Origin of the sequence: Parafrankia discariae, assembly GCF_000373365.1 — a bacterium.
In the GTDB taxonomy this organism is placed as follows: Bacteria; Actinomycetota; Actinomycetes; order Frankiales; family Frankiaceae; genus Parafrankia; species Parafrankia discariae.
On sequence record NZ_KB891222.1, the window covers coordinates 22,307 to 41,278 of the forward strand.

At 72.5% G+C, this 18,972-nt stretch carries 14 protein-coding genes; 13 read left to right on the top strand and 1 reads right to left on the bottom strand.

Going from position 1 to position 18,972, the window contains the following annotated elements; all coding sequences use genetic code 11:
- Positions 1 to 78: 78 nt before the first annotated feature.
- From B056_RS0119280 to B056_RS0119340, 13 genes are all read left to right on the top strand, one after another.
- Positions 79 to 1,317, top strand: coding sequence for an ABC transporter substrate-binding protein (locus B056_RS0119280; RefSeq protein WP_018503502.1), 1,239 nt, complete (start codon positions 79 to 81; stop codon positions 1,315 to 1,317).
- A 79-nt stretch (positions 1,318 to 1,396) separates the two neighbouring features.
- Positions 1,397 to 3,457, top strand: coding sequence for a branched-chain amino acid ABC transporter permease (locus B056_RS0119285; protein WP_018503503.1), 2,061 nt, complete (start codon positions 1,397 to 1,399; stop codon positions 3,455 to 3,457).
- Positions 3,447 to 4,220: an ABC transporter ATP-binding protein gene (locus B056_RS0119290; RefSeq protein ID WP_018503504.1), complete on the top strand. Its 774-nt coding sequence runs from the start codon at positions 3,447 to 3,449 to the stop codon at positions 4,218 to 4,220. Before B056_RS0119285 ends, B056_RS0119290 begins: the two co-directional genes overlap by 11 nt.
- Positions 4,217 to 4,987 (top strand): ABC transporter ATP-binding protein, encoded by a 771-nt coding sequence (locus tag B056_RS0119295; protein ID WP_035752048.1) that lies wholly within the window; start codon positions 4,217 to 4,219, stop codon positions 4,985 to 4,987. Before B056_RS0119290 ends, B056_RS0119295 begins: the two co-directional genes overlap by 4 nt.
- Before the next feature lie 100 nt (positions 4,988 to 5,087).
- Complete coding sequence (locus tag B056_RS0119300; RefSeq protein WP_018503506.1) at positions 5,088 to 7,049, top strand: GMC family oxidoreductase N-terminal domain-containing protein; 1,962 nt, start codon at positions 5,088 to 5,090, stop codon at positions 7,047 to 7,049.
- Positions 7,050 to 7,127: 78 nt separating this feature from the next.
- Positions 7,128 to 8,984 carry an AMP-dependent synthetase/ligase gene (locus tag B056_RS0119305; RefSeq protein WP_018503507.1) on the top strand — a complete coding sequence of 619 codons (1,857 nt, stop codon included), beginning with the start codon at positions 7,128 to 7,130 and terminating at the stop codon, positions 8,982 to 8,984.
- Positions 8,981 to 9,490: a DUF4334 domain-containing protein gene (locus B056_RS0119310; RefSeq protein WP_018503508.1), complete on the top strand. Its 510-nt coding sequence runs from the start codon at positions 8,981 to 8,983 to the stop codon at positions 9,488 to 9,490. The genes B056_RS0119305 and B056_RS0119310 overlap by 4 nt, the downstream gene beginning before the upstream one ends.
- A 77-nt stretch (positions 9,491 to 9,567) precedes the next feature.
- Entirely contained in the window at positions 9,568 to 10,731 is a 1,164-nt protein-coding gene (locus B056_RS0119315) for an acyl-CoA dehydrogenase family protein (RefSeq protein WP_018503509.1), read from the top strand.
- 31 nt (positions 10,732 to 10,762) lie between these two features.
- A complete protein-coding gene (locus B056_RS0119320; protein WP_018503510.1) occupies positions 10,763 to 11,971 on the top strand; it encodes an acetyl-CoA C-acetyltransferase in 1,209 nt (402 codons plus the stop codon).
- A 9-nt stretch (positions 11,972 to 11,980) separates the two neighbouring features.
- Complete coding sequence (locus B056_RS0119325; RefSeq protein WP_018503511.1) at positions 11,981 to 14,143, top strand: 3-hydroxyacyl-CoA dehydrogenase NAD-binding domain-containing protein; 2,163 nt, start codon at positions 11,981 to 11,983, stop codon at positions 14,141 to 14,143.
- A gap of 5 nt (positions 14,144 to 14,148) precedes the next feature.
- Positions 14,149 to 15,126, top strand: a complete 978-nt coding sequence (locus tag B056_RS0119330) for an NAD(P)H-dependent flavin oxidoreductase (RefSeq protein WP_035752071.1) — start codon at positions 14,149 to 14,151, stop codon at positions 15,124 to 15,126.
- 2 nt (positions 15,127 to 15,128) lie between these two features.
- The gene (locus B056_RS0119335; protein WP_018503513.1) at positions 15,129 to 16,316 is read left to right on the top strand and encodes an alcohol dehydrogenase catalytic domain-containing protein; all 1,188 of its coding nucleotides are present in this window, start codon (positions 15,129 to 15,131) and stop codon (positions 16,314 to 16,316) included.
- A gap of 170 nt (positions 16,317 to 16,486) precedes the next feature.
- Entirely contained in the window at positions 16,487 to 17,977 is a 1,491-nt protein-coding gene (locus tag B056_RS0119340) for an aldehyde dehydrogenase family protein (protein WP_018503514.1), read from the top strand.
- Positions 17,978 to 18,041: 64 nt separating this feature from the next.
- Here B056_RS0119340 and B056_RS0119345 read toward each other — a convergent pair whose 3' ends face one another.
- Entirely contained in the window at positions 18,042 to 18,758 is a 717-nt protein-coding gene (locus B056_RS0119345) for a GntR family transcriptional regulator (protein WP_026239883.1), read from the bottom strand.
- Between the last annotated feature and the right edge of the window lie 214 nt (positions 18,759 to 18,972).

The window sequence follows — 18,972 nt, forward strand, 5'->3', positions numbered from 1 at the left end:
GTGGCGAGGCCGCGCACCCGAGCCCGAGGGACGTGACGCGGCCGGGCCAGCAGCCCGGAATCGAGAAGCGGGGGACCCATGCGGTTACCAGGGAAGCGGTCGTGCGTCAGCGTCGGTCTGGGCCTTGTCCTCGCGGCGACGACCGCCTGCGGGAACGACTCAGGTGAGACGGCTGGCGAGGTCACCGCGACCGGCGCGCCGATCAAGGTGGGCTTTTTCAAGCCGGCGGCGGGAGTGGGCTCCCTGCCCGGCGCGATCGCAGGAATGGAAGGCGCCGTCGCGTACGTCAACAGCGAGCTGCACGGGGTCAACGGCCGTCCGATCGAGGTCGAGGACTGCTCGGTCGACGGCACGCCGGAGACCACGATCTCGTGCGCCAACAAGTTCGTGCAGGACGGCGTCGTCGCGGCGTTCGACGGCTTCAACTACAGTTCGAGCGCCGGCATCGACACCCTCGTCGCCGCGAAGATTCCGCTGGTCGGCCAGATTCCTTTCGACCAGACGACCGGAAGCAAGGCGGAGGGTCGCGTGTTCTTCGCGGCACCGCAGGCGTCGTTCCTCATAGGCGCGCTCCAGGGATTCAAGTCCGAGGGAATGAGCTCGGTCACCCTGGCCCTGCAGGACACCCCGTCCGGGCACAACACGGTGGACAACCAGCTCAAGCCGCTGTCCGCCGCCCTGGGACTCAAGGCGACCGGGATCTACTTCTCGCCGACCAATCCGAACTTCAGCGCGGTCGCCTCCACCGTCGCGTCGACCAGTCCCGACGTCGCCGGACTCGTCGCGTCACCGAACGAGTCGGTCTGCGTCCAGCTGGTGAAGAACCTGCGGTCGACGGGTTACAAGGGCGCGGTCTTCCTCGCCGCGTGCACGGCCTTCATCAAGGCGGCCCCCGAGTCGGCGCCGGGCGCGACGATGTACTCCTCGGGGTGGCTGCCGGGGTCGGAGAAGAACGCCCCGGCCGAGGTCGGACAGCAGATGGAACTGGCGACGAGGTACATCGACGAGGCGGGCGGGCCGGCCGACTACTACGCCTACGGCCAGTTCGCGACCCTGGTGGACTTCGCCAGGGGACTGGCGACCGCGGCACCGGCCGACGATCTCACCGGGGCGAGTGTGCTGACCACGCTCAAGTCGCTGAAGGACTTCCCGACCTTCCTCGGCCCCAAGGTCACCTGCGGCAAGGCGACAACTCCGAACTGCACCACCCAGATGCTCCTGTTCTCCGTCCAGCCGGATCTGACGCTCAAGCCGGTGGGCGGCGACTGGATAACTCCGGCGCCGCAGATTCTTTCCACGATTCCGGGTGCCAGCTGAGCGGAAGGAGCGAGACGTCCGCGCCACATTGTGTGGCGCGGACGTCGACCGCGCCGATGATCATTTTGACGTCGTCTCCATGAGCGAAATCCTGCAGTTCGCCATTCTCGGGTTCTCGACCGGCGCCGTCTACGCGGTGCTGGGGTCCGCCCTGGTCAGCGTGCACGTCGCCACCGGGATCATCAACTTCGCGCAGGGCTCGCTCGCGCTGTGGGGCGTGTGGCAGACGGCCGCGCTGCGGGCCAACGGCACGCTGGTGCTGCCGGTCGGGAGCATCAGGCTCCAGGACGGGCCGACCGCCGTGCTGCCCGCCGTCCTCATCGGTGCGGTCAGCTGCCTGATCTGGGCGGTCCTCGCGCAGCTGCTGGTGTTCCGCCCGCTGCGCCGGTCGCCGGTCCTCGGCCAGGTGGTCGCCTCGGTGGGGGTCATGCTGTTCCTGCAGGCGCTGGTGACCCTCAGGTTCGACCACGACACCCTGGGGCTCGACCCGACCGCGCTGATTCCGCTGCCGGTCCTGCCGTCCGGCACCGTCACGCTCGCCGGGAGCGTCGTCGCGGTGAGCAACCTGATTCTCGCCGGCATCGCGATCGTGATCGCCGCGGCCCTGTGGGCCTACTTCCGGTTCACCGGAATCGGCATCGCGACCCGGGCCGGGGCCGAGGACGAGCGCGCGCTGCGCCTCATGGGCTACTCACCCGACCGGCTCGCGACGCTGGTGTGGGGCGCGACCGGACTGTTCTCGGGACTGATCGTGATCCTCGCCGCCCCGGCCATCGGCGGCCTGGACCCGACGAGCTACATGTTCTACGTCGTCCCCGCGCTTTCCGTCGCCCTCGTCGGCCGGCTCACCTCGGTCGGGACCGCCTGCGCGGCGGGGCTGGCACTCGGCTCCCTCCAGCAGGTCCTGCTGTTCCTCAGCACCAAGACCTGGTGGCCTTCCTGGGCACAGGCCGGTGTCGGCGACGCCGTTCCGTTCGTCATCGTCGTGGTGGCCCTCTTCGCGCTCGGCCGGAGCATTCCGGAGCGTGGCGGTCCCGACCAAAGGCGGCTTCCCCGGGTGTCGGTGCCGCGGCTGCGCCCGCTCCCGACGGCGGGGGCCGTCGCCGTCGCCGCGCTCGTCATCGCGCTCACCTCCGGGACGTGGCGGTTCAGCCTGGTGATGTCGACGATCCTGGCGCTGATCTCGGTCTCGGTGGTGCTGCTCACCGGGTATCTCGGCCAGATCTCCCTGGCCACGATGGCCTTCGCCGGAGCCGCCGGGTTCGCGCTGTCGAAACTGACGACGGGCGCGGGTGTGCCGTTCCCGCTCTCACTGCTGTTCGCGGCGCTCGTCGCCACCGCCCTCGGAGTCGTCGTCGGTGTTCCCGCGCTGCGGATCCGCGGTGCCCAGCTCGCCGTCGCCACGATCGCGGCGGCCCTGGCCATCGAGGGCTTCGTCTTCAACAATCCGGTGCTGACGCCGTATTCGGGAGCCCTGATCCGGGACCCGTCGCTGTTCGGTTTCTCGCTGGCGGTCCGCCAGGGGACGGACGTCATCACCCTGCGGTTCTCCTACCTGGTGCTGACGATCGTGGTGCTGCTGTTGCTCGCGGTGGCCCGGCTCCTGCGCGGCGGCACCGGCCGGGCGTTCCTCGCGGTGCGGTCCAACGAGCGCGCGGCGGCGGCCGCCGGAGTGAACGTGGCCGCCACCAAGCTGCTCGGTTTCGCGCTCGCCTCCTTTCTCGCCGGTGTCGGTGGTGGCCTCATCGGCTACAGCCGCGGGCAGCTGTCCGCGGCGTCGTTCACGGTGCTGGTCGGGCTCACCGTTCTGGCGATGACGTACGTCGGCGGGATCACCAGCATTTCCGGTGCCGTCGTCGCGGGGCTGCTGGGACCGCTCGGCGTCCTCTATCTGCTGCTGACCCAGACCCTCGACCTCAGCAGGTACTACACCCTCATCGCCGCGCTCGGCATGCTGGTCCGCGCCGTCGTCTTCCCGCCCTACGGGGGACCCGTCCAGGAGTGGTTCGCCGCCCGGCGCACCCGGTGGGCACCCGTCCCCGTCCCGGTTCCCGGCTCCGGGTCCGGCTCCGTCCCGGTCTCCGACGCGGCGGCGGACGTGGCGCCGCGCAGAGCAGTGAGGTCCGTCGATGCCCACTGAAGAACACAGCCCGCGGGTTCCGCTCCTCGCCGCCGGGGGCGTGTCGGTCCGTTACGGCGGGGTGCGGGCCAACGACGACGTCACCCTCACGGTCGACCAGGGCGAGATCGTCGGTCTCATCGGCCCGAACGGGGCCGGCAAGACGACCTTCGTCGACGCGGTCACCGGCTTCACGCGCTGTTCGGGAACCGTCGAGCTCGGCGGCACCAGCCTCGACGGTGCCACCGCGCACCGGCGCCGCCACGCGGGTCTCGCCCGTACCTGGCAGGCCGGCGAGCTCTTCGGTGACCTCACCGTGGCCGAGAACCTGCTCGTCGCCGCCGAGCGCTCCGGAGTCCGCCGCGCGCTCGCCGACGTGTTCGGCCGGCGCCGGGCACCGGACCAGGCGGTGCGGTCGGCACTGGAGCTGGTCGGGATGTCGGCCCTGGCGGAGCGCCGGCCCGGCCACCTCACGCTGGGCCAGCAGAAGCTGGTCGGCGTGGCCCGCGCGCTGGTCGGCTCGACCCGGGTGCTCCTGCTGGACGAGCCGGCGGCGGGTCTCGACACCGACGAGAGCGCGGCGTTCGGCGGCGAGCTCCGGCGGCTTTCCGGGACCGGTCTCGGCGTGCTGCTCATCGACCACGACATGACCCTCGTCCTGGACGTCTGCGACCGCGTGTACGTCCTGGACTTCGGCCGGATCATCGCGACGGGAACGCCCGCGGAGGTCAGCGCCGACGAGCGTGTCGTGGCCGCCTACCTCGGCAGTCAGGTGGCCCCATGAGCACGCCGTCGACAACGCCAGCAACGACACCGACGCCGACAACGCCGACAACGCCCCAGACGGTACCGGCGGCACCGGCGGCCGCCCTGGCGGTCGAGGGCCTCAGCGCCGGCTACCGCGGCGTGCCCGCCGTCCGCGACGTCACCCTGCGGGTCGCCGCGGGAAGGATCCTCGCGCTGCTCGGCCCCAACGGCGCCGGCAAGACGACGACCCTGCTGGCCGCCGCCGGTCTGCTGACTCCGCTGGCCGGCACGGTCACCGCGCTCGGGAAGCCAGTCACCGGCCGGGTGGAGCGCACCGCGCGCGCCGGCGTCAGCCTGATTCCCGACGACCGGGGGCTGTTCCACCGCCTCACGGTGGCGGAGAACCTGCGGCTCGCCGGATCGCGCGGCGGCCTCGAGCCGATCCTCGCGCGGTTCCCCCAGCTCCGGGGGCTGCTGGCCCGGCGCTGTGGCCTGCTGTCGGGCGGCGAGCAGCAGACGCTGGCGATCGCGAAGACGCTGCTGCGAAAGCCCCGCGTCCTGTTGATCGACGAGCTGAGCATGGGTCTGTCGCCCATCGCGGTCCAGGGGATCCTGCCCACGCTGCGCCAGCTCGCCGACGAGACGGACGTGGCGATCGTGCTGGTGGAACAGCACATCGACCAGGCGCTGTCGATCGCCGACGAGGCGGTGGTCCTCCATCACGGCCGGGTCGCGCTGAGCGGACCGGCCGGCGCGCTGCGCGAGGACCGGGAGCGGATCCGGCGCGCCTACTTCGGCCGCTGACCCCGGACAGAGCTGACCTGACCCGACCTTTGATCAGTACCGACCCGACCTGTTCCGACCCGGTCCGACACGACATCGTCGGCCAGAACCCTGGGGAGTGATGGTGACCCTCGGAGCCAGGCAACGCGCGGCGCTCGCCGCCATCTGCGACACCTTCGCTCCCGGCGACGGCGCGGCCGTCCCCCCGGCCAGCGTGCTCGGGGCGGTCGACGTCGCCGCGGCGCTGGCGGCGGGCCTGCCCCGGGCCGCCGACCGCAGAAGGCTCTCGACGCTGCTCGCGCTGTGGGACACCCGGCTCGCGGGCCTGGCCCTGGGCACGGGGCCGCGGCGGTTCTCGGCACTCGACGCCGCCACCCGGGAAGCCGCGCTCCTGCGGCTGGGGGAGTCGTCGTCGGAACGCGGGCGGGTGATGTTCCAGGCGCTGCGCGGCCTGGCCCTGTCGTCGTACTTCCTCGCCCCCGGGCCGACCGGATCGTCACCGGTCTGGGCGGCGATCGGCTACCCGGGCCCGCCGGGTCCGCGGGCCGACGCCTCCCGCCCGCCGCTGGCGCCCCTCGACCCGACCTCCGGCACCACGTTCGACTGCGACGTCGTGGTCGTCGGCTCGGGCGCGGGCGGTGGCACCGCGGCCGGGGTGCTCGCCGGTGCCGGTCTCGACGTCGTCGTCCTGGAACGGGGCGGCTACTACGACGACGCGGACTTCGACGGCGGTGAACTGTCGGGCCTGAGCCGGTTGTACGCCCGCGGGCCGACCGTGACCGCGGAGGGGCAGGTCGCCCTGGTCGCCGGCTCCTGCCTGGGCGGGGGAACGGTCGTCAACTGGACCACCTCCCTGCGGACGCCGCCGCGGGTCCGGGAGGAGTGGGCGGCCCTCGGGGCGAAACAGTTCGACCAGCCGGAGTTCTCCGACGCGCTGGACGCGGTGTCCCGTCGGCTCGCGGTCAACAGCGCGCACAGCGTCCCCTCCGCCCGCGACGCGGTGCTGGAGCGCGGGCTCGACGCGCTCGGCTGGCACGTCGACGCGTTGCCGCGCAACGTCACCGGCTGCGACACGGGCGTCGAGTGCGGGCGGTGCGGGAGCGGCTGCCGGCTCGGCGCCAAGCAGTCGGTCACGAAGACCTGGCTCGCGGACGCGGCGGCGCACGGAGCCCGCCTCGTCGTGCACGTCGACGTGCGCCGGATCGACGTGCGGGCCGGCCGCGCCCTCGGCGTCCAGGGCAGCACCCGCGGCGGCCACCGGGTGACGGTGCGGGCCCGCGCGGTCGTCGTCGCCGCCGGGGCGATCGAGACACCGGCGCTGTTGCGCCGCTCGGGCCTGGCCAACCCCAACATCGGCCGCTACCTGCGCCTGCATCCGGCGACCGCCGTCTGGGGTGTGTACGACGAGCCGATCCGGCCCTGGGAGGGCGGCCCGCAGACCCGCTACTCCGCCGAGCACAGCGATCTCGACGGCTCCGGCCACGGAGTGATCTACGAGACGGGCCCGGGGAACCCGGCCGCGCTCCAGGGCTTCCTGAACTGGCGGGGCGCGGCCGCGCACCTCGCCGGGATGCGGGACCTCGCGCACACCGCGGGCGTCGGCGTCATCACCCGGGACCGCGACTGCGGCGAGGTCCGGGTCGGCCGGGACGGCGAGCCGATCCCGCGCTACCGGCTCTCCGAGCACGACGCCGCGCACCTGGGGGCGGGCGTCGAGGGCGCGGCCCGGATCATCGAGGCGGCCGGCGCGCGCCGGATCTACTCCGCGCACCAGTCCGGACCGTCGTACGAGCCGGGGAGGCGCGGGTCCCACGAGGACTTCGTCGCGGCCTGCCGTTCCGCCGGGTACGGCCCCGGCCGGTGCGCCATCGCCGCGCTGCACATCATGGGCACGGCGCGGATGGGCGACTCCCCGGACACGAGCGCGACGGATCCGGACGGCGCCACCTGGGACCTGCCGAACGTGGTGGTCGCGGACGGCTCCTGCTTCCCCACCTCGCCGGGGGTCAATCCGATGATCTCGATCGAGGCGACGGCGTACATGAACGCCCAGCGCCTGGCCGCCCGCCTCGCCGTCTCGTGAGCACAGCGCTCGTGGCCCCCGGCGGGGGCTCCCCGGACACCGCCAGACCCGACCGGTCGATCCACGGAGGAACCTGAGATGCCCGACATCCTCGAAGAGCGCTTATCGGTCGAAGCCGAGATCGAAGGCCTGACGCTGGTCGGCGTGCTCGACCGTACGGCGCGGGAGCACGGCGACGCACCCGCCTACTCCGACCGCCACACCGCCGACGGCACCGGCTGGCGGACCGCCACCTGGGCCGAGGTCCGCGCCCGCGCCCGCGAGCTGGCCGCGGGCTTCCTGACCGTCGGCCTGGAGCCCGGCGACGTGGTGGCGATCATGTGTTCCAACCGGATCGAGCACGTGGTGGCGGATCTCGCCGTGGTGCTCGCCGGCGGCGTCCCCGTCTCGGTCTACAACACGTTCTCCCCCGAGCAGGTCGCCTACGTGGCCGGGCACGCCGCCCCGCGGATCGTGGTCCTGGAGACCGACAACCATGTGCTGCGCTGGTCCCGGGTGCTCTCGGAGCGCCCGGAGATCAGGCGCATCGTGGTCCTCGACGCCGCCCCGGTCGCCGACGGACGGACCGTCGCGTGGTCGGAGCTGGTGGCCGACGGCGCGGCCGCCCTGCCCCGGCACCGGGACGCCCTCGCCGCCCGGGCCGGGGCTGTCCGGCCCGACGACCCGATCACGATCCTGTACACGTCGGGCACGACCGGCGCGCCCAAGGGGGTCGTGCTCACCCACCGCAACATCTGGTACGAGGCGGTCGCCTCGGCCCGGACCGCCCACCTGACCGGTGCGGGCGTCTCCGTGTCGTACCTGCCGTTCGCGCACATCGCCGAACGGATCCTCGGCCTGTACCTTCCCCAGCTGCAGGGCGGGCACGTCCATCTCATCGACGATCCGTCCCAGCTGGCCGCCGTCCTGCGCGAGGTGCGGCCCACCCGGTTCTTCGGCGTCCCGCGGGTGTGGGAGAAGATCCGCGGGGGTGTCGCCGCGAAGCTCGCGGCCGAGCCCGACGAGGCCCGACGGTCGGCCGTGGAGCAGGCGCTCGCCGTCGGGCTGTCCTACGTCGAGTCGACGCAGACCGGCCGGACGACCGCGCCGGAGCTGCGGGCCCGGTTCACCGCGGTGGACGGCGCGGTCCTGCGGCCGCTGCGGGCCGCCCTCGGCCTCGACCGGGTCGAGTGGGCCGCGACCGCCGCCGCGCCGATGCCCGTCGACATCACCCGGTTCCTGGCCGGGCTGGGCCTGAGCGTCTACGACGTGTACGGCATGACCGAGACGACGTCGGCGGCGACGGCCTGCGGGCCCGACTCCTTCCGCCTCGGCACGGTCGGCCGGCCCCATCCCGGCATCGAGCTCCGGCTGGCCGAGGACGGGGAGATCCTGGTGCGCGGCCCGATCACGACACCCGGCTACCACAAGGCCCCCGCGGCCACCGCCGGGCTGCTCGACGGCGGCGGCTGGGTGCACACCGGCGACCTGGGCGAGGTCGACGAGGACGGATTCCTCCGGGTGGTCGACCGCAAGACGGAGATCATCATCACCTCGTCGGGCAAGAACATCGCTCCGTCGAACATCGAGAACGGGCTGATGGAGAGCCCGTTGATCGGGCACGCCATGGTGGTCGGCGACGGCCGTCCGTATGTCGTCGCGCTGCTCACCCTCGACGGGGAGGCCGCGCCGGTCGTGGCCGCGCGGCTCGGGGTCGAGGCCGCCACCCTGGCCGAGCTCGCGGAACACCCGACGATCCAGGCTGCCGTCGCCGAGGCCGTCGAGGCGGCCAACGCGCGGGTCTCCCGGCCCGAGCAGGTGAAGGCCTTCGAGCTGCTCCCCCGGGAGTGGACGGTTGGAGGCGGGGAACTCACGCCCACCCTGAAGCTCAGACGCCGCGTCGTGGCCGGCAAGTACGCCGACGCCGTCGACCGACTCTACGGAGGGCCCGCATGAGCGTTGGAGCCGGCGATCCGCGACCCACGGCGGGTGTCCTCCCCGCCGCCGCCGAAACCTGGACGGCGCTGCGGGAGTCCGGTGGGCCGCTGCCGACCGCGGAGCTGGACGCCCTGTGGGCGCGGCTCGCGCCGGTCGAGGCGCGCGACCTGCTCGGCCTGTGGCGCGGTTTCGCGTTCCCCACCGGACATCGCCTCGAACGGGTGCTGGCCCGCAGCCGCTGGTACGGCAAACGGTTCGTGGCGCTCGACGACGTGCAGCCGCTGGTGTGTGCCGGGGAGAACGGCGAGCTGTTCTCCGACGTGAAAGCCGGTCGGGGCGAGGCGAGCCTGTGGAACGTCGAGTTCCGAGGCGAGGTCACCGCGACGATGGTCTACGACGGGATGCCGGTTCTCGACCATTTCAAAAGAGTCGACGACCACACAGTGATGGGCATCATGAACGGCAGGCCCGGCGTGGTTCTGGACGACGGGAAGCATTTCTACTTCGGGCTGGAACGTGCGTGAACCGCGCAGTCCGCCCGGTGGCGCCGGCCGGAAATCCTGATCTCACCGCGACCAGCGAACGCTGAACGGAGAACCTGATGAGCGGCGTTTACCCGACCCGTCGCCCCCTTTACGACGACGAGCACGAGCAGTTCCGGGCGACGGTGCGCGCCTTTGTCGACAAGTTCGCCAGGCCCAACGCCGAGCGCTGGAGTGCCGCGGGGAAGGTGGACCGGTGGCTGTTCGAGGAGGCCGCGAACGCGGGCGTCCTCGGCTTCGCCATTCCGGAGGAGCACGGGGGAGGGGGCACCCGGGACTTCCGCTTCAACGCGATCGTCGCCGAGGAGCTGGGCCGCAACCCGGTCTCCGACGGCATGGCCGGGGTCGGCCTCTCCAACGACATCGTCATTCCCTACTTCACCGACCTGGCCGACGACGGGCAGAAGGCACGCTGGCTGCCCGGGATCGCGCGGGGCGAGCTGATCGTCGCGGTCGCCATGACCGAGCCGGGCACCGGCAGCGACCTCGCCGGCATCCGGACCAGCGCGGTCCGCGACGGTGACCACTACGTCGTCAACGGCAGCAAGGTCTTCATCTCGAACGGACAGAACGCCGACCTCGTCGTCACGGCGGTGCGGACCGGCGAGGACCCGCACAAGGGCCTGAGCCTGCTGGTCGTCGAGGCCGACTCGGCCGGGTTCGGCCGCGGCCGCAACCTGGAGAAGATCGGCCTGCACGCCCAGGACACCAGCGAGCTGTTCTTCGACGACGTGCGGGTGCCGGCCGCGAACCTGCTCGGCCCGGAGGGCTCCGGTTTCACCGGGCTGATGCGCAATCTGCCGCAGGAACGGCTCTCGATCGCCGCCGGTGCCATCGCGTCGACCGAGGGCGTGCTCGAGCGCACCCTCGCCTACGTGACGGAACGCCAGGCGTTCGGGAAACCGATCGGATCGTTTCAGAACACCCGATTCGAGCTGGCCGAAATGGTCACCGCCGCCCGGGTCAGCCGGGTCTACATCGACGATCTGGTCGCCCGGCACTCGCGGGGGGAGGTGACGGCGGCCGAGGCCGCCGCGGCCAAGTTCTGGACCACCGAGCAGCTGGTCGACATCGTCGGCCGCTGCCTTCAGCTGCACGGCGGCTACGGCTACATGCTCGAATACCGCATCGCGCAGGACTATCTCGACTCGCGCATCACCACCATCTACGGAGGAACGACGGAGATCATGAAGGAGATCGTCGGACGTGACCTCGGACTGTGACCCGGACGACCACCCTGAGAAAGGAATCCCAGTGTCCGAGGTGTTTGTCTATGACGCCGTTCGCACGCCGCGCGGAAAGAACCGCGGCGGGGCGCTGCACGGCACCAAGCCGGTCGATCTCGTGGTGGGCCTGATCCACGCGTTGCGGAAGCGTAACCCCGGTCTGGACCCCGACGAGATCGACGACATCGTCCTCGGTGTCGTCTCCCCGGTCGGTGAGCAGGGCGGCGACATCGCGCGCACCGCGGCGATGGTCGCCGGGCTGCCCGACACCGTCGCCGGGGTGCAGGTCAACCGCTTCTGCGCCTCGGGGCTGGAAGCGGTCAACCTGGCGGCGCAGAAGGTCGGCTCCGGCTTCGAGAGCCTGGTGCTGGCCGGCGGGGTCGAGTCGATGTCCCGGGTGCCGATCGGTTCCGACGGCGGGCCCTACGCGAACGACCCGACCACGGCCTACGACACCTACTTCGTCCCGCAGGGCATCGGCGCCGACCTCATCGCCACGCTGGAGGGCTTCTCCCGCGAGGACGTCGACGCCTTCGCCGCCCGCTCCCAGGAACGGGCCGACACCGCCTGGCGCGAGGGACGGTTCGCCAGGTCGATCGTCCCGGTCACCGACCTGAACGGGGTGACCGTGCTGGACACCGACGAGCATCGCCGGCCCGGCACCACGGTCGAGTCCCTCGGCAGGCTGGCGCCGTCCTTCGCCGGCATCGGCGAGCTGGCCGGCTTCGACGCGGTCGCCCTGCAGAAGTACCACCACCTCGAGGGGATCGAGCACGTCCATCACGCGGGCAACAGCTCGGGCATCGTCGACGGCGCGTCCCTCGTGGTCATCGGCGACGCCGCGGTGGGCGAGCGGCTGGGCCTCACCCCGCGGGCCCGGGTCGTCGCGACCGCCGTCACCGGCGCGGACCCGACGATCATGCTGACCGGGCCCACGCTGGCCACGGAGAAGGCTCTCGCCAGGGCCGGCCTCACGATCGACGACATCGACCTGTTCGAGCTCAACGAGGCCTTCGCCGCCGTCGTCCTGAAGTGGCAGCGCGATCTCAAGGTCCCCGCGGAGAAGGTCAACGTGAACGGCGGGGCGATCGCGCTCGGGCACCCGCTCGGCGCCACCGGCGCCATGATCCTCGGCACCGTGCTCGACGAGCTCGAGCGCACCGGCGGCCGCCGTGGCCTGGCGACGCTGTGCGTCGGCGCCGGCATGGGCATCGCGACCATCGTCGAGCGCGTCTAGGAGGCCCGGATGACCAGCTCAGCCATCAGCTACAGCCGCGGCGCGGACGGCATCGTGACCCTGACGATGGACGACCCCGACGCGCCGGTGAACACCATGAACGACAACTTCATGCTCGGCCTGCGCGAGGCGGTCGACCGCCTGGAGGCCGAGCGGGACAAGGTCGTCGGTGTGCTGCTCACCTCGGCGAAGAAGAGCTTCTTCGCCGGCGGTGACCTCAACCGCCTGCGGGCCGGCGACGCGGCGCACGCCGCCGAGGAGACCGCCTACATCAACGCCATGAAGGCCGACCTGCGCCGGCTGGAGAAGCTCGGCCGGCCGGTGGTCGCGCTCATCGGAGGCACCGCGCTCGGCGGCGGGCTCGAGGTCGCGCTGTGCGCCCACCATCGGATCGTCGCGAACGTCCCCGGGTGCCAGATCGGCCTGCCCGAGGTCTCCCTCGGGCTGCTGCCCGGCGGTGGTGGCATCACGCGCACGGTGCGGATGCTCGGCCTGCGCAAGGCCCTGCGGGAGGTGATTCTGCCGGCCACGAAGTTCAGCCCGCGCGGGGCGCGGAAGATCGGTCTGGTCGACGAGGTCGTCGAGGACCCGGCGCAGCTGGGCCGGCGCGCCCGCGCGTGGATCGCCGCGAACCTGGCCCCGGCGAAGCCGTGGGACACCCGGGACTTCCAGCTTCCCGGCGGCGACGTCCGCGGCCCGCAGGTCAGCGCGGATCTGCCGGCACTGACCTCCCTGCTGCGACGCCAGCTCCGGGGGGCTCCGCTGCCGGCGGCGCGCGCGGCGCTCGCGGCCGCCGTCGAGGGCGCGTACGTCGACTTCGACACCGCCTCGCTCATCGAGACGCGCTACCTCGTCAGCCTCACCAGCGGCCAGATCGCCAAGAACATGATCAAGGCCTTCTTCTTCGACCTGCAGCACATCAACTCCGGCGGCAGCCGTCCCCAGGGCTACCCGACGTACACCACCAGGAAGGTCGGCGTCGTCGGCGCCGGGATGATGGGCGCCGGCATCGCCTACGTGAGCGCGCGGGCCGGCATGCAGGTCGTGCTCAGGGACGTCTCCCCGGAGGCCGCGGAGAAGGGCAAGGACTACGCGCGCAGCCTGGAGGCGAAGGCGGTCGCCGCGGGGCGGATCAGCCAGGAGAAGGCCGACGAGCTGCTGGCGCGCATCACGACGACGTCCAGCCCGGCCGACTTCGCGGGCGTCGACCTCGTCATCGAGGCGGTCTTCGAGTCGATGCCGGTGAAGCAGGAGGTGTTCCGGGAGATCCAGGAGATCGTGGAACCCGACGCGGTGCTCGGATCGAACACCTCCACGCTGCCGATCTCGATCATGGCCGGGGGAGTGAAGCGCGAGAACGCGTTCATCGGCATCCACTTCTTCAGCCCGGTCGACAAGATGCCGCTGGTCGAGATCGTCCGTGGCGAGCGGACCAGCGACGAGACCCTCGCCCGGGTCTTCGACTATGTGCGGAGGATCCGCAAGACGCCCATCGTCGTCAACGACTCCCGGGGCTTCTTCACCTCCCGGGTCATCGGGAAGTTCATCGCCGAGGCGGTCGCCGCCGTCGGGGAGGGCGTCGAGCCGGCGAGTGTCGAGCAGGCGGCCCTGCAGGCCGGCTACCCGGTCGGCGCCCTGCAACTGCTCGACGAGCTGACGCTCACGCTGACGCGGAAGATCCGCCTCGAGACCCGGGAGGCGGAGGAGTCCGCCGGCCGCGGCTGGGTCGAGCATCCCTCGGAGCCGGTCGTGGACTGGATGGTCGAGCACGAGCGGGTCGGCCGCCGGGCGGGCGCCGGCTGGTACGACTACGACGAGAACGGCCGGCGCCTGGCCCTCTGGCCCGGGGTGCGCGAGCGGTTCGGGTCGGGCCGGACGGTCCTGCCGCTCGCCGACCTGCAGGAGCGCATGCTCTTCGCCGAGGCGCTCGACGCGATCGACTGCCTCGACAGCGGGGTGCTCACCAGCGTCGCGGACGCCAACATCGGGTCCCTGTACGGCATCGGTTTCCCGGCGTGGACCGGCGGCGTCCTGCAGTACGTCAACCAGTACGACGGCGGCCTGCCGGGTTTCGTGCGCCGGGCCCGCGAGCTCGCCGCGGCCTACGGCGACCGGTTCCTGCCGCCCGCGTCGCTGCTCGAACGGGCCGAGCACGGCGAGATCTACCAGTGACGACCATGACCCCGCTGCGCACACGCTTCACCGGGCTGCTGGGCATCGAGCACCCCGTGGTGCAGGGCGGGATGATGTGGGTGGGCCGGGCGGAGCTCGCCGCGGCGGTCTCGGAGGCCGGCGGCCTCGGCCTGGTCACGGCGCTCACCCAGCCGACCCCGGCCGACCTCGCCGCCGAGATCGCGCGGACCCGCAAGCTCACCGACAAGCCGTTCGGCGTCAACCTGACCACCCTGCCGTCGATCAACCCACCGCCCTACGACGAGTACCGGCGCGTGATCGTGGACTGCGGCGTCACCATCGTCGAGACCGCCGGGTCCAGCCCCGAGCCGCACATGGACTTCTTCCACGAGCACGGCGTCCGGGTGATCCACAAGTGCACCAGCGTGCGGCACGCGGTGAAGGCCGAGCGGGTCGGTGTCGCCGCGGTGTCGATCGACGGGTTCGAGTGCGCCGGTCACCCCGGCGAGGACGACATCCCCGGACTCGTCCTGGTGCCCGCCACCGCTGACGCGCTGAGCATCCCGTTCATCGCCTCGGGCGGCTTCGCCGACGGGCGGGGCCTGGCCGCCGCGCTCGTCCTCGGCGCGGACGGCGTGAACATGGGCACCCGGTTCCTGTGCAGCGCGGAGTCGCCGATCGCCGAAAAGGTCAAACGCCGCATCGTGGCGGCGACCGAGCTCGACACGAACCTGATCTTCCGTCCGCTGCGCAACACCGCGCGCGTCGCCAGGAACTCGGTGAGCGACGAGGTCGTGCGCATCCTCAACGGCGGGGGGACCTTCCCCGACGTCCGGGACCTGGTCGCGGGTTCGCGTGGCCGCCGGGTGTTCGACGAGGGCGACCTCGAGGCGGGCATCTGGTCGGCCGGGCTCGCCCAGGGCCTCATCCACGACGTCCCCACGGCGGGCGAGATCGTCACCCGCGTCGTCCGGGAGGCCCGCGCGGCGCTCGACGCGGCCCTGGCGAAGTTCGGCGCCTGACCGTGCCCGCCTGTGCCCGAGCACGCCTGACCGGCGGCGACCGCGCGCGGATCACCGCGCGCCCGACCAACAGAGAGAAGATCCCGCTGATGCGCGCCGCGGTGCTTCGGGAGGCTGGCCACCTCGGGGTCGAGGAGATCGACGTACCCGTCCCCGGGCCGGGTGAGGTCCGGGTCCGGCTGCGGGCCACCGGTGTCTGCCACACGGACCGGACCATCGTCGAGGGCAAGGTGCCCGTTCCGCTGCCGATGGTGCTCGGGCACGAGGGCGCCGGGGTCGTCGACGCCGTCGGCGGGGGAGTCACCGATCTCACCGTCGGTGATCATGTCGTCCTGACGATCACGCCGGGCTGCGGGATGTGCCGGCAGTGCCAGCTCGGCGCGTTCGCGCTGTGCGCGGTCGCCGCGCCGCACCTGCTCGACGGCCGGCTGTCGAACGGGCAGCGGCGGCTCACCAGGGGCGCCGAGCGGCTCAACCACTTCGCCATGCAGTCGTCGTTCGCCGAGTACGCGGTCGTCGAACGCCGGGTCGCGGTGCGGGTGCCCGACGACGTGCCGTTCGACGTCGCCTGCCTCACCGCCTGCGGCGTCTCGACCGGCTTCGGCGCGGCGGTCCTCCGGGCCGGGGTCGGCTTCGGCGAGACGGTCCTGGTCATCGGGGTCGGCGGCGTGGGCCTGGCCGCCGTGCTGGGCGCGGTGACGGTCGGCGCCGGCCGGGTGGTCGTGGCCGACCGCAGCGCGGCGGCCTGCCAGCTCGCCGCGGACCTCGGCGCCACGGACACCATCGTGGTGGACGGAGACGGAGCCGGCGGCGGCGGCCTGGCCGCGCGGGTCCGCGCGCTGACGGGCGGCGGCGTCGACGTTGCGATCGACGCCGTCGGCACGGCGGGCACCGTCGCGGCGGCGTTCACCGCGCTGCGCGGCGGCGGGCGCGCGGTGGTGGTCGGTGTCGCCGACGCCCGGGCGAAGGTCTCGATCCCGCTCTACCACCTGATCGACCAGCGGGTGCTCACCGGCAGTACGAACGGCAACATCCGCCCGCACGTCGACATCCCGCGAATCCTCGACCTCTACCGGGCCGGCCGGCTGCCCCTCGACCGACTCGTCACCCGGCGCCACCCGCTGGAAAACATCGGGCGGGCGATGGCCGAACTCGGCGTGCGGCCGGGGCGGGCGGTCATCACGTTCTGAGAACCACCCGGCCGGAAGTGCCCGGCCACACCGGCGCGGCCGGCGCGATCGCCTGATCGTCGACGCCGCGCGGGCCGGTGGGTCCCCCCGGTGATGCCCTTCCGTGCCGACCAAATGACTTGTATCATATCGGATACCAAATATATGTGATGTCAGATCCTGGGGGTTCGATGGCCACCGCGGCCGATCATTTAGCCGTCCTGGTGACGCACGACCCGGCCACCGGAGCGGACACCGCCTCCTACCCGGTAGCGGACGGGACCGCCGTACGCGCGGCTGTCGACATCGCCCGCGACGCCGGCGACTGGTGGGGTTCCATCGGCTGGAAACAGCGCCGCCGGTACCTGTCGGCGCTGCGCCTGACCATGGCGCGCGAGGTCGACACCCTGGCCGGGATCATCCGGGCCGAGACGGGCAAGCCCCTCGACGACGCCGTCCTCGAGGTCATGCTCGCCGTCGAGCACCTGGACTGGGCCGCCCGCAACGCCCGCCGTGTCCTGCGTCCGCGCCGGGTCCGCGTGGGCCTGCTCGCCGTCAATCAGCGGGCCATTCTCGAATACGCCCCGCTAGGCGTCGTCGGAGTGATCGGCCCGTGGAACTATCCCCTGTACACGCCGATGGGCTCGATCTCGCACGCCCTGGCGGCGGGCAACGCGGTGGTCTTCAAGCCCAGCGAGTACACCCCGGGCGTGGGACGCTGGCTCGCCGAGGCCTGGGCCGGGCTGCTGCCCGCGCGGCCGGTGCTGCAGGTCGTCATCGGGTCCGGTGAGACCGGCGCCGCGCTGTGCGAGGCGGGCGTCGACAAGATCGCCTTCACCGGCTCCACGGCCACCGGCCGCCGGGTCATGGCCACCTGCGCCCGCACCCTGACCCCGGTGGTGATCGAGGCGGGCGGCAAGGACGCGCTGATCGTCGCCGCCGACGCCGACCTCGACGCCGCCGCGAAGGCGGCGGTGTTCGGGGGGATGGGCAACGCCGGTCAGACGTGCGCCGGAGTCGAGCGGGTCCTCGTCGTCGACACCGTGTTCGACGACTTCGTCTCCCGGGTCAGCGCCCTCGCCGCCCGGCTGCGGCCCGGTGACGGGGAGGGCGCCCACTACGGGCCGATCGTGCTGCCCGGCCAGGTGAAGATCATCCGTTCGCATGTCGAGGACGCGCTGGGGCGCGGGGCGCGGGCCGTGGTCGGCGGGGTGGAGTCGGTCCGTCCGCCCTTCGTGGATCCGGTGGTGCTCGTCGACGTGCCCTCCGACAGCCTGGCGGTGCGCGCGGAGACGTTCGGGCCGACGCTGGTCATCGACCGGGTGGCGGACGTCGACGAGGCGGTCCGCCGGGCGAACGACTCCCCGTTCGGCCTCGCCGCCTCGGTGTTCACCCGTGACCGGGCGTACGGGATCGAGGTGGCGCGCCGGCTGCGCACCGGCGCCGCCTCCGTCAACAGCGTGCTCGGGTTCGCCTCGGTCCCGGCACTGCCCTTCGGGGGTGTCGGCGACTCCGGCTTCGGCCGGGTCCACGGCGCCGACGGCCTGCGGGAGTTCAGCCGGCCGAAAGCGATCACCAGTACCCGCTTCGCCAGCCCGGTGGACCTGATGACCCTGGAACGCTCACCGAAGGCCGTGCCGACCGCTCGGCGTCTGTTCCGGTTACGGCATGCCCGCCGGTGAACGGGCGGCGGGCCACCCCACCCGAAGCGGCGGCCACGGCCGCCCCCTCGGCGGGGCGGTCCGCTCAGCCCGGCGGCGGCGCGGCCGGTCGCCACATCCCGAGCTTCGCCAGGTGGGCGATGAGCCGGTCGGCGCCGTCGGTGAAGTGGCGCACCGTGACCGCGCGGGCCTCGTCGGCGTCCCTGTTCTCCAGCGCGGTCAGCAGTGCGTCGTGGCGGCCGAGCATGTCCGAGCACCACGCCTGGTCCGCGGAGTAGAAGCGGGCCGGTGTGTAGCGGTTGGCGGTGTGCAGGAACCAGGACAGTTTGCGGGCCTGGGCCAGCCGGTTGATGATCCGGTGGAACTCGAACTCGAGCTTTTCGATCTTGTCGACGGCCTCGGTCCGCACCGCGTCGCGCACGGCCTCCTGGATGTCGCGCAGCTGCGTGAGGTGCTGGGGCTCGATCACGGCGGTCGCCCGCGCGGCGAGCTCGCCCGCGATGTCACCCTGCAGGCTGAACAGATCGCGCACGTCCTGCTGGGAGAGCGGGGAGACGACGTAGCCACGGCGGGGCTCAAGCTCGACCATGTCCTCGCTGCGCAGCCGGACCAGCGCCTCGCGCACGGGCGTGACGCTCACGCCGAGCTCGCGGGCGACGTCGTCGAGCCGGATGTACTCGCCCGGCCAGATCTGCCCCGACATGATGAGGTCGCGCAGGTGGGCGGCGACCTCGTCGGCGAGCTGGGGTGCTCGTGGCAGGGGGGTGCCGCGGGCCCGTCGCGCTCCGGCTGGCCTGGTCATGCTCCGCCCTTCCTGGTCGCCCGCCGAGACCGGTCCGAGCGTCCGATCGCGTCGGCCGCCGATCCGGCGAGGGTCGTGATCACTGTCACCGATCAAATATATGAGAACCGGGGTGGTCTGCTCGCTCGTCGCGTCGGGTCACGTGGCGATCCCCCGGGGCCGGCCGGTGGTGAATCGCCGGGCGACGGCGACCCGAACGGCTGGACGAGGTGAG

What these genes read in the sequence shown, in the direction of transcription:
- B056_RS0119280 (WP_018503502.1), top strand. Translation starts at nt 79, where the DNA reads ATGCGGTTACCAGGGAAGCGGTCGTGCGTCAGCGTCGGTCTGGGCCTT.
- B056_RS0119285 (WP_018503503.1), top strand. Translation starts at nt 1,397, where the DNA reads ATGAGCGAAATCCTGCAGTTCGCCATTCTCGGGTTCTCGACCGGCGCC.
- B056_RS0119290 (WP_018503504.1), top strand. Translation starts at nt 3,447, where the DNA reads ATGCCCACTGAAGAACACAGCCCGCGGGTTCCGCTCCTCGCCGCCGGG.
- B056_RS0119295 (WP_035752048.1), top strand. Translation starts at nt 4,217, where the DNA reads ATGAGCACGCCGTCGACAACGCCAGCAACGACACCGACGCCGACAACG.
- B056_RS0119300 (WP_018503506.1), top strand. Translation starts at nt 5,088, where the DNA reads ATGGTGACCCTCGGAGCCAGGCAACGCGCGGCGCTCGCCGCCATCTGC.
- B056_RS0119305 (WP_018503507.1), top strand. Translation starts at nt 7,128, where the DNA reads ATGCCCGACATCCTCGAAGAGCGCTTATCGGTCGAAGCCGAGATCGAA.
- B056_RS0119310 (WP_018503508.1), top strand. Translation starts at nt 8,981, where the DNA reads ATGAGCGTTGGAGCCGGCGATCCGCGACCCACGGCGGGTGTCCTCCCC.
- B056_RS0119315 (WP_018503509.1), top strand. Translation starts at nt 9,568, where the DNA reads ATGAGCGGCGTTTACCCGACCCGTCGCCCCCTTTACGACGACGAGCAC.
- B056_RS0119325 (WP_018503511.1), top strand. Translation starts at nt 11,981, where the DNA reads ATGACCAGCTCAGCCATCAGCTACAGCCGCGGCGCGGACGGCATCGTG.
- B056_RS0119330 (WP_035752071.1), top strand. Translation starts at nt 14,149, where the DNA reads ATGACCCCGCTGCGCACACGCTTCACCGGGCTGCTGGGCATCGAGCAC.
- B056_RS0119340 (WP_018503514.1), top strand. Translation starts at nt 16,487, where the DNA reads ATGGCCACCGCGGCCGATCATTTAGCCGTCCTGGTGACGCACGACCCG.
- B056_RS0119345 (WP_026239883.1), bottom strand. Translation starts at nt 18,758, where the DNA reads ATGACCAGGCCAGCCGGAGCGCGACGGGCCCGCGGCACCCCCCTGCCA.